Source organism: uncultured Desulfosarcina sp., assembly GCF_963664155.2.
Taxonomy (GTDB): Bacteria; Desulfobacterota; Desulfobacteria; order Desulfobacterales; family Desulfosarcinaceae; genus Desulfosarcina.
The window spans coordinates 2648274-2662465 of record NZ_CAXXXH010000001.1; the positions used below are offsets into that span (position 1 = coordinate 2648274).

14 protein-coding genes and 1 riboswitch are annotated in these 14192 nt (G+C 56.4%); of the genes, 6 read left to right on the forward strand and 8 right to left on the reverse strand.

What is annotated here, in order from left to right; all coding sequences use genetic code 11:
- Positions 1-116: 116 nt before the first annotated feature.
- The 3 genes from prmA to ACHZBS_RS12120 are packed head-to-tail and all read right to left on the reverse strand — an operon-like array spanning position 117 to position 3756.
- The gene (gene prmA, locus ACHZBS_RS12110) at positions 117-1073 is read right to left on the reverse strand and encodes a 50S ribosomal protein L11 methyltransferase (RefSeq protein ID WP_319406771.1); all 957 of its coding nucleotides are present in this window, start codon (positions 1071-1073) and stop codon (positions 117-119) included.
- Positions 1070-2443, reverse strand: coding sequence for a radical SAM protein (locus tag ACHZBS_RS12115; protein WP_319406772.1), 1374 nt, complete (start codon positions 2441-2443; stop codon positions 1070-1072). Before ACHZBS_RS12115 ends, prmA begins: the two co-directional genes overlap by 4 nt.
- A complete protein-coding gene (locus tag ACHZBS_RS12120) occupies positions 2440-3756 on the reverse strand; it encodes a TIGR04283 family arsenosugar biosynthesis glycosyltransferase (protein WP_319406773.1) in 1317 nt (438 codons plus the stop codon). The genes ACHZBS_RS12115 and ACHZBS_RS12120 overlap by 4 nt, the downstream gene beginning before the upstream one ends.
- A 541-nt stretch (positions 3757-4297) precedes the next feature.
- Here ACHZBS_RS12120 and ACHZBS_RS12125 point away from each other — a divergent pair.
- The 5 genes from ACHZBS_RS12125 to ACHZBS_RS12145 all read left to right on the forward strand — a co-directional run bounded on the left by ACHZBS_RS12125 (position 4298) and on the right by ACHZBS_RS12145 (position 7875).
- On the forward strand, positions 4298-5047 hold the full coding sequence (locus tag ACHZBS_RS12125; protein ID WP_394707985.1) for a DUF4198 domain-containing protein: 750 nt from the start codon (positions 4298-4300) through the stop codon (positions 5045-5047).
- Between the two features lie 6 nt (positions 5048-5053).
- Entirely contained in the window at positions 5054-5683 is a 630-nt protein-coding gene (gene cbiM, locus ACHZBS_RS12130; RefSeq protein WP_319406774.1) for a cobalt transporter CbiM, read from the forward strand.
- Positions 5684-5699: 16 nt separating this feature from the next.
- On the forward strand, positions 5700-6317 hold the full coding sequence (locus ACHZBS_RS12135) for a hypothetical protein (protein WP_319406775.1): 618 nt from the start codon (positions 5700-5702) through the stop codon (positions 6315-6317).
- A complete protein-coding gene (gene cbiQ / locus ACHZBS_RS12140) occupies positions 6314-7066 on the forward strand; it encodes a cobalt ECF transporter T component CbiQ (protein WP_319406776.1) in 753 nt (250 codons plus the stop codon). Before ACHZBS_RS12135 ends, cbiQ begins: the two co-directional genes overlap by 4 nt.
- Positions 7067-7152: 86 nt before the next feature.
- Positions 7153-7875, forward strand: a complete 723-nt coding sequence (locus ACHZBS_RS12145; protein ID WP_319406777.1) for an ABC transporter ATP-binding protein — start codon at positions 7153-7155, stop codon at positions 7873-7875.
- A gap of 102 nt (positions 7876-7977) precedes the next feature.
- On the opposite strand, the gene ACHZBS_RS12150 is transcribed toward ACHZBS_RS12145, so the two are convergent.
- The 3 genes from ACHZBS_RS12150 to ACHZBS_RS12160 form a co-directional block, all read right to left on the reverse strand.
- Positions 7978-9276 (reverse strand): O-acetylhomoserine aminocarboxypropyltransferase/cysteine synthase family protein, encoded by a 1299-nt coding sequence (locus ACHZBS_RS12150; protein ID WP_319406778.1) that lies wholly within the window; start codon positions 9274-9276, stop codon positions 7978-7980.
- A 105-nt stretch (positions 9277-9381) separates the two neighbouring features.
- Positions 9382-9477: riboswitch (SAM riboswitch) on the reverse strand.
- A 48-nt stretch (positions 9478-9525) separates the two neighbouring features.
- The gene (locus tag ACHZBS_RS12155) at positions 9526-10374 is read right to left on the reverse strand and encodes an HDOD domain-containing protein (RefSeq protein ID WP_319406779.1); all 849 of its coding nucleotides are present in this window, start codon (positions 10372-10374) and stop codon (positions 9526-9528) included.
- A gap of 116 nt (positions 10375-10490) precedes the next feature.
- Positions 10491-11060: a stage II sporulation protein M gene (locus ACHZBS_RS12160; protein ID WP_319406780.1), complete on the reverse strand. Its 570-nt coding sequence runs from the start codon at positions 11058-11060 to the stop codon at positions 10491-10493.
- Between the two features lie 144 nt (positions 11061-11204).
- Here ACHZBS_RS12160 and uvsE point away from each other — a divergent pair, with 144 nt between their 5' ends.
- Positions 11205-12101 (forward strand): UV DNA damage repair endonuclease UvsE, encoded by an 897-nt coding sequence (gene uvsE, locus ACHZBS_RS12165; RefSeq protein ID WP_319406781.1) that lies wholly within the window; start codon positions 11205-11207, stop codon positions 12099-12101.
- A gap of 115 nt (positions 12102-12216) precedes the next feature.
- On the opposite strand, the gene ACHZBS_RS12170 is transcribed toward uvsE, so the two are convergent.
- Complete coding sequence (locus ACHZBS_RS12170) at positions 12217-12912, reverse strand: GntR family transcriptional regulator (RefSeq protein WP_319406782.1); 696 nt, start codon at positions 12910-12912, stop codon at positions 12217-12219.
- 210 nt (positions 12913-13122) lie between these two features.
- A complete protein-coding gene (locus ACHZBS_RS12175) occupies positions 13123-13866 on the reverse strand; it encodes a DUF6125 family protein (RefSeq protein ID WP_319406783.1) in 744 nt (247 codons plus the stop codon).
- Positions 13867-14192: the final 326 nt, after the last annotated feature.

Consider the following 14192-nt stretch of genomic DNA (forward strand, 5'->3'; position numbering starts at 1 on the left):
TCCTCGACTTTCCGCTTCCTCGTAGGGCTACTTCCTCGGGGGAAGCACTTCGGCAACGTGAAGAAAGTCATGCACGACATTGCGGATTAAGGGATTGGAGATTGAGGAAGCGGCGGTTAGCCGAGATCGGTTTCAGATTTCGGACCGCCTGCATCCGTTTTCCGGGCGGCGATGGCGACCCAGCCTTCCTTTTCCAGCACTTGAATCACCGTAAACCCTTTTTCATCCAGACTTGAACGCACGAGATCTTTTTTGGCCGATATAATTCCGGAACAGATAAATACCCCCTTATCTGTCAGGGTGGCCGCCACGTCCGGCAGTAATTCAAGGATGACCTCGGCCAGGATATTGGCAGCAATCACATTGAAGGTCTGATTCACCTTGTCCACGAGGTTGCCGGTGGAAAGGGTGAACCGTTCTTGGTCAATACGGTTGGCCTGAAGGTTTTTGTTGGCCACGGTCACGGCCACCTCGTCGTTGTCCACGCCGCAGATTATGCTTGCTCCCAGTTTGGCGGCGGCGATCATCAGGATGCCCGATCCGGTGCCCACGTCCAGGAAGGCGTCGCCGGTTTTGAGATGGGTCTGTATCATCCGGATGCACAGGGCTGTGGTGGGATGGGTGCCGGTGCCGAAGGCCATCCCCGGGTCGATCTCCAGAATGATTTCTTCCGGTCCGGCCGTGTACTCCCGCCAGGAGGGTTTGACCACGATCGTATCGGTGATTTTTTCCGGCCAGAAATATTCTTTCCAGGCTTCGGCCCAGTCCTGATCGTCAATGCGTGAGTATTCCACCCGGGTTTCGATGTCTGCGGTGTCTTGAAGGCGCAGCAGTTCCGCTTCAAGGGTTTTGCACTTGTCACCCGAGCTTTCCGTATCTGCAAAATAACCCGTGACACCGGGTGCTTCCGACGGGCGAATGGCATCTTCACCCCAGTCCTGCCCCGGGTCCATGTCCGGGTCGTTTATGACAACCCCCTTCAGATCTAAAGCGTAGAAGATATCGGCCACGAGGTCTGTTGCCAGAGCGCGGTCCGGGCTGTCGAAGGTCACTGTTGCGGCAATCCATCTCATGGCGAGGCTTTCTTTTGCATTGCATCCAGGCTTGCTTGAAAATGTTCCTTCGGGGGATTGAAGTAGCCGTACTGAAGATTGGAAAAGCGCTTGCGGATCATTTGCAGCAGCGGTTCCATACCCACGGCCAGGCCAAGGGGGACGACGCTGGTCATTGCCTGGAGGTATCGCTGGGGATCGAAGTTGAGGTTGCGCCACTGGATCAGGTGCACCGGGTGCTTTTCCAAAAAGACAAACAAGGCCGCAGCTTCTTCAGGGCTGTCGGTAAAGCCGGGACAATTCAGATAGTTGATCGCCACGTGCTTGCCTTTGGCGATGGCCAGGTCGATGCTTTCGACCACTTGGGAAAAGCGATATCCCTTGGGCCTGAAATAGGCGGTGTAGCAGGTTTCACGAACCGAATTCATGCTTACGCGGAGGCTGTCCAGCCCGGCATCCAGAAGCGGCGCCAGCACATGCGGTAGGCTGGCGTTGGTGTTCATGTTGATGGTGCCATCTGCGGTCTTTTTACGGATTAGGGCAATAGCGGGTCCAATCACCCGTGCCGCCATGAGCGGGTCGCCTTCGCATCCCTGACCGAAGCTCACCACACTGTTTTTAACCCGTGCTATATGAGCCAGGGCCACGCCGGCGATCTCTTCTGCCGACGGGGTGAAGTCGATTCGGTTCTGGCTGCTGGTTAAATGCGCGTCATGCTGAAGGGAAATGCAGCCCAAACAACGGGCATTGCAGGCACGAGAGGTGGGAAGAGGCGCTTCGTACCGGCCCAGGAAGAAATTTTTACCCGCCGGGCAGCCGTATGTCAACGCACAATGTTCCAGGTGGCGGGCCAGGCGGTTGTCTGGCAACTGCATGCGCATCTGTTCAACGCCGGACACGATGTTTTCCCTCGGCATCAGGCGAAGATCCTGACGGGGTTCTGTATCCACCACGATGGCCGCCGACCGGAACCCGTTACCCTGCCAACCCACTGCGCCATATGAAAAAAGAGGCAAAATGGATGCGCCGGGATGCTCTTCGTAGGCGCAGGAAAGGGCCAGTACCACACCGGGAGAGTTGAAGGCCGCTACTGGAAAGATGCGTTCACCCGGAGAATAGGGGTTTCGGTTGACGGGTCTTATCTGTCCGGTTTCCAGATTCATGAGTACCGGCATCCGGTCCGGCAGGAACATCAATTCACTGCCGTGAGGTAATTCGATGGTGTCTCCGGTGGTGATGGGTGACAGCAGTTCTCCATCGGCTCCCACGGCGGCAAATCCTTCCAGGTCGAAGATCTCCCCTTTCTCATTGGCCACCACGGCAAGGAGCAGTTCCGATTTTTTACTTTCCTTGGTTTTCCTCTTTCGGGGCGGTTGTTTCCGGTTTTTCATAGTTTGGTCTTCTTGGCCGGCAAACGATACAGGCGAGCCAATCGCCATGGCGCAATACCTGCCAGGCTGCCGACAGCAATGATTGCATTGATGATCGTGGTTCGCATGGTTCCTAAGTGCTGCCACCGTCTGCCGGAGGTGACAGCCGCGGCCGGGGCCAGGGTGATGTGGCCGTTCCGGGCCATTCGGCGGACCAGGTGAAGGTCTTCGGCAATGGGTACGTCAGGAAACCCGCCAGCTGCATCGAAATCATCTTTGCGCATGAACAACGCCTGGTCGCCGTAGGGCAGGTTGAGCCAGCCGGCACGTAGGTTGGTGAAAAATGCAACGCTTCGCATGGCTGGCGTATGGATGTCCGTTGCAAAGCGAAACGCCCCCAGTAGGGTTCGCCGGTCCATCAGGGTTTCGAAAACATGATCCACATAATTGCCGGGCAGCCGGGTGTCCGCGTGAAGGAAAAGCAACACCTCGCCTCGCGCGGCGGCCGCTCCCCGGTTTTGCTGGCCGGCCCGGCCCGGTTCACCGGAAACGATACGGGCGCCGAGGGAGCTGGCAATTTGGACGGTGCGGTCCTTGCTGCCGCCGTCGGAGACAATGATTTCCGCGTCCGGGGATGTGGCGGTGGCGATGGTTCGGGCCAGCTGCCGCGCCTCATCGATCGCGGGAATGACCACCGACAGGTAGAGTGGTGGGTTGGCTCCCTTTTCCATAGCCAGATCGTCCGGTGTGTCCAAATCATTCAACGGCTCCAGCAGATGGGACGTCATGCCTTTGTCCCGGGCTACGGCCAAGGTCTTTTCCAATACATCCCGCTGGCTCCAGGTGATACCTTCAAAAATGTTTTCGGGCCTTTTCATGCCAACCAGCCAGTAGCCGCCGTCGGTGCTTGGTCCGACCACCAGGTCCCTTTTTTGTAGCGCGTTGAAAGCCTGATTCAGAATACCCGTTGTCAGTCCGGGAATGTCCGTTCCCACCAGCACCACCCGGCGGGCACCGCCATCGAATGCGCTTTTCAGGGCCAGGTGCATGCGCCAGCCCAGGTCTCCGTCGGCCTGAGCCACATAACGGATTGGCCTTCCGCCCAACCATTGACGGAGTTGTTTTTCATTACCGCCGTCATGGCAGAAAACCAGGCGGGCACCGATCCGTGTCGTTACCTCCCGTGCGGTTGCCATGGTTTTTTCGGCAAGTCGTTTTTGAAGTGCCGCGGCGCCGGCCGGCCCCAAGGCAGGGATAAGACGGGTTTTGGTCATTCCAACCCGTGGGTATCGGCCGAAAACAATCAGATGGGCATAATCGGTCGAGTTTACCACAGTTCTCCTGAAAGGTGGTTGTTCGAGCAACAGGTGTCTGCAAGGACAGAAAACTTTTTCCATCTATCATATCCAGCGCACAAAGTACATTCGATAACAGGGCGTGTATAGCCCCTCGCCCACGCAACGGGCTCTATAAAAAACGGCTTGACCTTGGCGATCCTTTGGGATATCCCTCATTTCCAGTGGACAGGCCGAAGCTTGTCTTTTTTTGATTTAAAAAAGCGAATAATCCGTAAATCAAGGCCACGAAGGTTTCCGTCCAGAAGGACGAGCGACATCGTGGCTTTTTTCTTTTTAATTAAAGCCGGCGGCGTGAAAAGTCTGGAAAAGCGGGTCAATGAGTGGAGGAGGCCATTGGCAGACCGGTAACGGGAGGCAGGCGGGGTGATCGCCTTCAGATCAGCCGGTTGATTGAGGTCGAGGCCTACCATGAAGGAGTTAAGTTGTTATTGGTCAATCGCTTTGAGTCAGCACTCATCTTGGGTCCAATGAAAAATTATGGAGGAAAATGATGCGTTCATGTAAAATGGGTATATGCTTGGCAGTTGTCGCGGTTGTGGTCTTTTTTTCCAGTTCGGCCATGGCTCATTTCGGCATGATGATTCCGTCCGACACCATGGTGATGCAGGAAGACAGTCACACGATCAATGTCACCCTCTCCTTTTCCCATCCCATGGAAATGGTCGGCATGGAGCTTGAGAAGCCCAACGTCTTTGCGGTGTCGGCCAATGGTAAAAACCAGTCGCTGCTCGGCCAACTGAAACCGACCAGGGTGATGGACCACGCGGCCTGGATCGCCGATTACCCCATCAAACGCCCCGGCGTTTACATGTTTTACATGGAACCCCAGCCTTACTGGGAGCCGGCCGAGGACTGCTTTATCGTCCACATTACCAAAACCGTGGTCACTGCCTTCGGCGACGACGAGGGCTGGGACGCGGAACTGGGGTTGAAGACCGAGATCGTGCCGCTCTCCAAACCCTACGGCCTTTATAAGGGCAATGTGTTCCAGGGGATCGTTAAAATGGACGGCAAACCCGTGCCCTATGCCGAAGTTGAAGTGGAATTTTACAACCAGCACAGGACCGCGCATGCGCCGACTGACTACATGGTTACCCAGACCATCAAGGCCGACGGCAATGGTGTCTTCACCTACGCAACGCCCACTTCGGGATGGTGGGGTTTTGCCGCCTTGAACACAGCGGACTACACGATCAAGCATGACGGCGAGGATAAAGACGTGGAGATGGGCGCCGTGATCTGGGTTAATTTTCACGACTGGAAATAGACGGCTATGCATATTTCAGAAGGGGTGTTAAGTGCGCCGGTACTCGTTGCCGGAGCGGCTGTGGCCTTGGCCGGTACGGCCGTCGGCCTCAAAAAACTGGAACTGGATCGGGTGGCCCAGGCCGGTATGCTCTCGGCGGCCTTTTTCGTGGCATCGCTGATCCACGTGCCGGTGGGACCGTCCAGCGTCCACTTGATCTTAAACGGCATCGTGGGACTGCTGCTGGGGTGGGCAGCCTTTCCGGCCATTCTGACGGCCCTGTTGCTCCAGGCCATGATGTTCCAATTCGGGGGAATCACGACCCTGGGCGTCAACACCGCGATCATGGCCCTGCCGGCGGTGGTCTGCTACCATCTTTTTGGCCCACTTATCCTGAAACCGTCGCGGGTAGCCGTGCCGGCGGCGTTTGCCTGCGGCGCCGGAGCCGTCTTTATGGGAGCGGTTCTGGTGGGTGCCAGCCTGATGTTCACGGAAGGCAGCTTTCTAGAAGTGGCCGGTCTGGTCGTCACGGCCCACCTGCCGGTGATGGTTATTGAAGGGGTCGTCACGGTTTTCTGCGTGGCATTTTTGAAAAAGGTCAAACCGGAGATGTTGCGCGGCTATGATGCCTCGGTATTACAACGGGCAGAAAAATGATTTACAGGACTGCTTTATGAAACGATTGCTTACCGGATTGGTATTGACATGGCTTTGTTGCTTCGTAGCTCCTCCTGCAGCCCATGCCCACAAGGTGACGGTCTTCGCATGGGCGGAAGGGGATCGGATATTCACCGAAAGCAAGTTCAGCGGCGGTAAAATGGTAAAAGCAGGCAAGATCGACGTGTTTGACGCCAGCGGGAATCTGCTGCTGGAGGGCCGTACCGATGACAACGGGGCGTTCGATTTCAAGGCCCCGGCAATTACCGATCTGAAGATCGTGCTCACCGCCGGTATGGGTCACCAGAATTCGTGGCTGCTGTCCGCGGCCGAACTGGGCGAGGGAGAACCAATGCCGGTCGCAACGCCTGACACTCGGTCCGAACCGGCTGTCCTGGAGACACCTCGGGAAAAGGTAACACCAGAGGCGGTACCGGGTTTGACGGCCCGGGAAATAGAAGCCATCGTTTCCCGCCAGCTCGAACAGAAGATTACGCCCCTGACGCGAATGGTGGCGGCATCCCAGGAAAAGGGACCCACGCTGAGTGACATTTTCGGCGGTATCGGCTACATCATCGGCCTGGTGGGGCTGGGTGCCTATGTGCGCTATCGGAAGGACAGCCGGCGATCATGATCACAGAATCCTTTGCCGAGGGCAACTCATGGATTCATGGCATCGACCCTCGGCTGCGGGTGATTTGGGCTTCGGTTTTTGCCGTCGTGGTGGCCGTCTCCTACGCGTTTTCGGCGCTTTTCATCGCCCTGAGCCTTTCCCTGATCATGGCCCTGTCCGCCCGGCTCGATTTTCAGGCGGTTGTGCGGCGTCTTCGGGCACCGGTGATCTTTCTGATATTGCTGTGGGCGGTGCTGCCGTGGTCTTACGAAGGAGATGCACTGAGAGCATGGGGACCGGTGATAATCACCCGTCAGGGCGTGACGCTTTGCGCCCAGATTAGTCTGAAAACAGTCAGTCTGATGGTGGCTTTTATGGCGCTGGTGGCCACGATGACCGTGGACACCCTCGGCCACACCCTGAACCGGCTGCGGCTGCCGGACAAGATGGTGCATATGATCCTGATCACCTACCGATACCTGTTCGTTATCGAGCAGGAATACCAGCGCCTGGTGCGGGCCATGAAGATCCGCAACTTCCAGCCGAAGACCAACCTCCACAGTTACCGGACCTATGCCTACTTGGTGGGCATGCTTTTTGTCAGGGCCTCGGAGCGGGCGCGGCGGGTGCATTGCGCCATGATCTGCCGGGGTTTCAACGGCCGGTTTGTCAGCCTTCGAGTGTTTCCCCCCCAATCCCGCAACTATATATTTTCACTTGTATTCACTCTTTTCCTCGCGCTGCTGGTAACGCTGGAATGGGTAAAATGAGTTGATGCGGCCAGTACCGCCATGCTACACAGCCGGTTGCCATTTTCGATTGCAGGCCGGTTCCACTCCATCGAAGGCGCCAATCCATGAGCCCCGTTATCTTTAACCTGTCGAAGATCCGCTACGGATACCCCGGCGGTCCGCTGGTTCTTAACGATCTTGATTTTCACCTGCATGCCGGCGACCGTATCGGTCTGGTGGCCCCTAACGGAAGCGGCAAGACCACCTTGTTTCATATCATTATGGGGTTGATTAAACCCCTTTCCGGAACCGTGGAGGCGTTTGGTGAAGTGCGGGAAGCGGAAGCGGATTTCGTCGAGGTACGCCGGCGCATCGGGCTATTATTCCAGGATGCCGACGACCAGCTTTTCTCTCCCACGGTGCTTGAGGATGTAGCCTTCGGACCGCTGAACCTGGGGAAGTCCCGCGAAGAGGCGGTGGCCGTGGCCAGAAAGACCCTTGACTTTCTGGGTTTGAACGGTTTCGAGGACCGGGTCACCTACAAGCTGTCCGGCGGGGAGAAGCGTCTGGTTTCCCTGGCGACGGTTCTGGCCATGGAGCCGGAGGTGTTGCTGTTGGACGAACCTTCCACCGGTCTGGATTCATCCACCAAGGACAAACTCATCGACATCCTCAACGGACTGGCGCTCTCCTTTGTGCTCATTTCCCATGAATTTGATTTCCTCTCCAAAACGGCCGGGCACATCTACACCATGGATGAGGGGCGCATCCGCTTTGACCAGGAGCTTCATATCCACACCCACGAACACGCCCATCTGATGGGCAGGCAACCCCACCGGCACGTGTGATTCTTATTCGCCGGGTCGAATGTCGGTTCATCTGCGGCGAACTACCGTACCGACGGATGATGAACACACCTTCGCCGTTCCTTATCGTTGCCCGGCATCACCCTAACCCGTGCATGCCACCCCGGCCGTCAGGGCGTTGTCCAGATCATCGAGAATATCCTGAATGTCCTCGATGCCCACGCTCAGACGGATGAAATCCGGGGTGACCCCGGCGGCCTGCTGTTCGGCTTCGGTGAGCTGCTCGTGGGTGGTGGAGGCCGGATGGATCACCAGGCTTTTGGCGTCGCCGATATTGGCCAGGTGGCTGAAGAGCCGAAGGCTTTCGATGAATTTGACGGCCGAGGGTTTACCTCCCTTGATGCCGAAGCCCACCAGGGCTCCCTGCCCTTTGGCGAGATATTTTTCCACCAGGTGGTAGGTCGGAGACGATTCCAGCCCGGGGTAGCGGACCCAGGACACACAGCTATGGTTTTCCAGGTAGCGGGCCACGGCCATTCCATTTTCCGAGTGGCGCTGCATTCTCAAATGCAGGGTTTCCAGCCCCTGGAGGAACATCCAGGCGTTGAAGGGGCTCATGGCCGCCCCCATGTCCCGCAGGCCGATGACCCGGGCCCGCAGGATAAAGGCCAGGTTGCCGAAGGTCTCCACGAATTTCAATCCGTGGTAGGCGGGATCGGGGTCGACAAAATCTGGGAACCGGCCGGAAGCGGCCCAGTCGAACGTGCCCGAATCCACGATGATGCCACCGATGGAGGTACCGTGGCCGCCGATGAATTTGGTGGCCGAGTGGATCACGATGGCCGCCCCGCAGTCGAAGGGCCGGGTGAGGTAGGGGGTAGTGACCGTGTTGTCCACCACCAGGGGGATACCATGGCGATGGCCGATGGCGGCAATGGCGGCAAGGTCGATGATATCAAGCTTGGGATTGCCGATGGTTTCAACGAAAAAGGCCTTGGTCCGTTCGGTGACCGCTTCTTCCCAGGCGTCCATGTCGTGGGGGGAAACGAAGCGTACAGCAATGCCCAGTTTCTTCAGGGTGTGGGAAAACAGGCTCACCGTACCGCCGTAAAGTTCGGCAGACGCAACGATTTCGTCGCCGGCCTGTGCCAGGGTCAGAATGGTCAGCGTTTCCGCCGCCTGCCCGGATGCCACGGCCAGGGCGCCTACCCCGCCTTCCAGCTCTGCCACGCGCTTTTCCAGCACCTCTGTCGTGGGATTCATGATGCGGGTATAGATGTTGCCGAACTGCCGAAGGCCGAAAAGGTCGGCGGCGTGCTGTGAACTGTCAAAGGTAAACGATGATGTCTGGTATAAAGGCACCGCCCGGGAATGGGTGGTGGGGTCCGGCGTGTGGCCGGCATGCACCGCTTTTGTTGCAAAACCTCTTATAAATTCGGTCATTATAGGTTCTCCTTGGATTTTATCTGGGTTTCTTTTGCAGGCAAACAAAAAAAGCCGCTTCCTTCAGGGGAAGGCGGCGGCTGAATCCTTGCCCCACAGATGGGGCCGCATGTTTCCCGTTCGGGCTGGAATTGGCACCTTGTCCTTGAAGGTTGCCGGGCGATCAACGGGCCAGGTCCCTCTCGCCACTCCTCATGATAGTTTTAAAAGAAACTAATTTTAGATGCTGATTTGTCAAGGGGAGCGGGATCAGGCGGCTTCCAAAAACCCTTGAATTTCCCGCTGAAAGTTTTTGTAGGTGATCATCAGTGATTTTAGCTGCTGTTTGTCGGGGAAAAAGTCATTGAAGACATCCTGATACACATGGTAGGCCAGCCGGTCCACGCCAATGCCCGTATCCACCATCATGGCAACCATGTCTGCCAGGTAAAGCGTGGCGGTGGCCGGGTCGTTCCGCGATGCAGGATTGGGCAGGTGGTGGTTTTCGATCATATAAATCATATGGGGACTGAAATGCCATTGTTTGGCGATGATACCCCCCAGGGTGGTGTGGTCCATTCCCAACACCTCTTTTTCGGCTTCCACAAAACTCATGTCCTTTTCGGCCACCAATTTCTGGATCGCCGAAAGCTGGTCGGCCACAAACTCGTGGAGAATGACCTTGCCGATATCCTTGAGCAGGGCGGCGGTGTAAATGGCCGGAAGGCTCATCAGGTCCCGCTGGCGGGCAAGCGTCCTGGCGACCATGGCTACGGCCAGGCTCTGACGCCATAGATCTCCCTTGGCCAGTCCATATCCCTTCTGGGAGCGCTTCAGGTTGCCGGACAGGTTTTGAGACAGTATCATTTCGACGACTTGCTGCAACCCCAGCATGGAGACGGCCTGCCTTACGGAATCGACTTTGACCGGCAACCCCATGTGGGCGGAGTTGACCGTTCTCAGCAGGTTGGCGGTGATGGCCGGATCCCGTTCGACCACTTCCATCAGGTCTTTCAGCGACGATTCCGGATCGTCGGCGAGATCCAGGACTTTGTGGATGACCATGGGAATGGGTTCCAACCGGTTTACTTTTTTCAATATGTGGGTCAGGCTGTCCATTGTTCAGAAATCCTTTTATTCCGTTTTGTCGGGTTTCTCGCTTACCGTCGTTCGAGCTACCCTAAGACATCGGCCTTTTCCGGGCAGGCATTAGAAATATTTGTTTCGGCTGTTGCTCATCCCGGGAAAAATCCAGAAAGATGCCCGCGGCCCTCAACAATGGCGGCCAGCAGCAGCAGGGGGAGAACGATCAGAAAAAACACCTGGTTGGATTGCTTCCAGCGTTGAAAATAGGTTCCCGGGTCAACGCTGAACCGATACCCCGCGCCGCGCCACAGGCCGACACCCCAGGCGGTCATCATGGCGGGCCACTCGAAGATGCCGTGGGGCACCAGCATGGCGGCGGCCTCAATCCAGGACGGGCCGGTGGCGGTTACCACAATCCACCCCAGAAGCAGGCCATTGCCAATGGCGGTGATTATCGGGACTATGCCCCATAGGGTTAACAGGCACATGACGATATAGGTGGCCACGAGGTTATGGAGAAACAATGAAAAGATGAAATTCGAGCCGACCTGGCCGGCAAATTTTCCGGCCAGACCGCTGGCTGCCTGTTGGAAAAAGCTTAGGGCGTCGGCATAAATCCAACCCCCCAGGCAACTGCCGGCATAGATAAGAAAAGCGATCAAAATTCCGTAGCGGGCCTGGTACAAGGTTGTCAAGGCGGCGGTATATTGGCGATTCAACAACATCAATTCCAATCTATCGGTTGAGTTTAAGGGTATTAAACGGGACGCTTGAGGTACCTGTCAATTCCTTTTTAAGTGACGATTTTCAACTTTTAGACATTCAACCGTTGAGGCAGATCAGTGAAAGGGTAAGGTGGCTCCATGATCCGACTGGGTCTTTGCTGCATTTTTCGAGAGGTTCCGATCAGGTTCCGACGCACCACGGCCAGGTATCTGCGGTCGTTGTCCGAGGCGGCCCGGCCGGCCCACCTGGCTTCTATCTGCATAGACAACGCCGATGCACTCTACCGTGCTTTGGCATTCTGCGCGGACAACGGCATTGGCGCCTTTCGGATCAACAGCCAGATCCTGCCGGTTAAAACCCATCCGGAGGTCGGATACGACCTTCATCAATTGCCCGATGGATACCGGATTATTGAGCGTTTCAAACAATGCGGGGAGTTCAGCCGGCAAAACGGCATCCGGACCTCTTTTCACCCGGATCAGTTTCTGGTGCTTTCCTCACCGGATGCCGGTGTGGTCAGACGTTCGGTGATGGATCTGGAATACCACGCTCAGGTGGCCCAATGGGTGGGCGCCGATGTCATCAACATCCACGGCGGTGGAGCCTACGGAGAAAAGGGCACGGCGCTGAAACGACTGACTGCGGTTATAAACGGTCTTTCCTCTGACGTTAAACGCCGGCTGACGCTGGAAAATGATGACCGGGTGTATACGCCGGCGGATCTGTTGCCCGTGAGCACGGATACCGGCACGCCACTTGTCTACGATGTCCACCACCACCGCTGCCTGCCTGACGGAAAAAGCGTGGAAGATATTACGAAAGCAGCGCTGTCCACTTGGAATCGTGAGCCTCTTTTCCACCTCTCCAGTCCGCTGAACGGTTGGGACAAGGGACCCTGCCGGCCCCATCATGATTTCATCGATCCGACTGATTTTCCTGAATGCTGGCGGGATCTTGACATTACCGTAGATGTGGAGGCCAAAGCCAAAGAACGGGCGGTGCTGAAGTTAAAAGCGGATTTGGAAAGGAGATGATGGAACCCTCCCCGTAGTTTGCCGCGGGGAGGGTTCACTGCAAGGATGAAAATCGATTCCCCGTTCACTCGCTAATCCTGCCGCAAGCAGCGGGGAATGCACTCGCTATCGCGGATCAGAAGCCGGACTTGTCTTTTTCCTTCATCAGGCGTTCCAGCCCGCTGAGCACGTGTTCCTTGACACTCTTGATGTGCTGTGAAAGCACGGTTTTGGCCCCCGTCAGGTGGTTGTTGCGAATGTGGCTGAACAACTCCTTGTGGGCGGTGTCCGCTTGGTCCATCGAGGTGGAAAAAAGGATGTTCCCCCCGTATTTGAGGTAAAGCAGGTCGAACAGCAGGCGTAGGGCCTGGTGCTGAACCCGGTTGCCGGACAGGCCCGCCAGCGTCAGGTGAAACTCCATATCCTTGAGCAACCGGCCATACAGGTAAATCTCCCTCGAGGCTTTCAGGTGGGCATTTAATGCATCCTCCAGCGTTCTGATTGCTGCGTTGTCCATTCGGGCCAGGGTTTGAGGCAGCAGCGCCAGTTCGATCTGTTCCCGAAAATCGTAGATTTCCTCCACTTCCTGGATGCTGACCGGCTCGGTGTAATATCCCCGGTGACGTTCGTGGCGGACCAGGCCTTGAAATTCAAGCCACTTCAGGGCCTGGATCACCGGGGTCTGGCTCATGCCCAGCCGTTCGGCCAGATCCCGGTAGGCGATTTTTTGCCCCGGTACGATCTCGTTGTGAAACAGCATCTGCCGGATGCCTTGGTAGGCCTTGCGTGTATGGCCGGCATCCGGCTTTGATTTTATTTTGGAGGGGGCCATTTGATGTTCCTTGGCAGAATATTAGGTGGCAACGTATTGATGAATAGGCGCACTAAGCATTTGATCAATTATTTGATTAAATAAAAGCGGCCATGATGTCAATACGGGACACCTCATGACCGGATTGTTCCGTGTGGATAAAATTGCCTGGTGATGCCGCGAATCCGGTAATTGGGTCCCCAACGCCCCCTAAATTTCTAACTGCTTGTTTTATTTTAACGAAAAGCGCCAGGCGCAATACCAATCGTCCGGGTGGTCGTCCGGGGGACAGCCGATGCATTCGGTTTGAATGCGCCGGTCGATGGCACGGGCAAAATAGGTGTACTCCACCAGGCCGGCAGATTTGCAGGGGTAGTCGGGCAGGTCTTTGCTTTTGCGCGCGACCTGGACGCGGCATTCATTCATGTGGAAAATGAAGGCATCGGGTCCATCGTCGGTAAAGGACTGAACGTTGATCCGGGCGTAGACCCGAAAACTCAGGGCTTTTCTCAACCCATCCAGGCCGGATTGGTCGCCGAGTCCCAGAAACCGTTTGATAGCCCAGGCCTCAAAGGGTGAAAAGTGGGCCCAGCAAGAGTCGTTGCAGCGCTTGGCGTCGTTCATGCCGCTGGTAAATTCCACAGACTGGAACCACACGCCGTCGTTGGCCAGCCAGTTGAATGCAGCGCCGTCCAGCAGCGCCAGCAGGTCTTTTTTAGGCAGGTTCAGCAGTGGTTTGGGGATGCCGTCCTGCATATCGAAACCCAACAGCTTGGACAGTCGGTTGAGTTGAAGGCCCATGCTCTTTTCCGAGGCAACGGACAGGGCTTCCAGCGCCTTTTCCATGCCCATCTGGTGGCGGATCTCCGTGAACCAGAGTGCATAATGGATGAGGGTCCGATGCATGACATCCATGACCAGGCGAGCGGTCTGCTCATGGTTCAGGTCTTCAATGGTTCTGACGGTATCGGCCATGGGGTGTCTCCTTTCATGGATCGGGAAATTTTAGGATGGCTTGGCGGTTGAGGTCAATCGGTGGGCACTGTAGGCAATGGTCCGCATGAAGTCAAGAAATTCGGACAAAAGCTCATAATCGAAAACTTTCCGCAGCGAAGATGGTTCGTTTCCGCTGTCGGGTGCCCTTCCATAGCTGCCTGGCGGTCCACTGCTTAAGCCGCGCTGCATGGGAATGCTTTTGCCGTTAAGGTGACACCAGAAGAGGATGGGCTCCTTCGTTCGGACGGAACCGGACGCGTGGACCATTGCCTTCTTTTCTTTACATTACCGGCGATTTCAGTTAT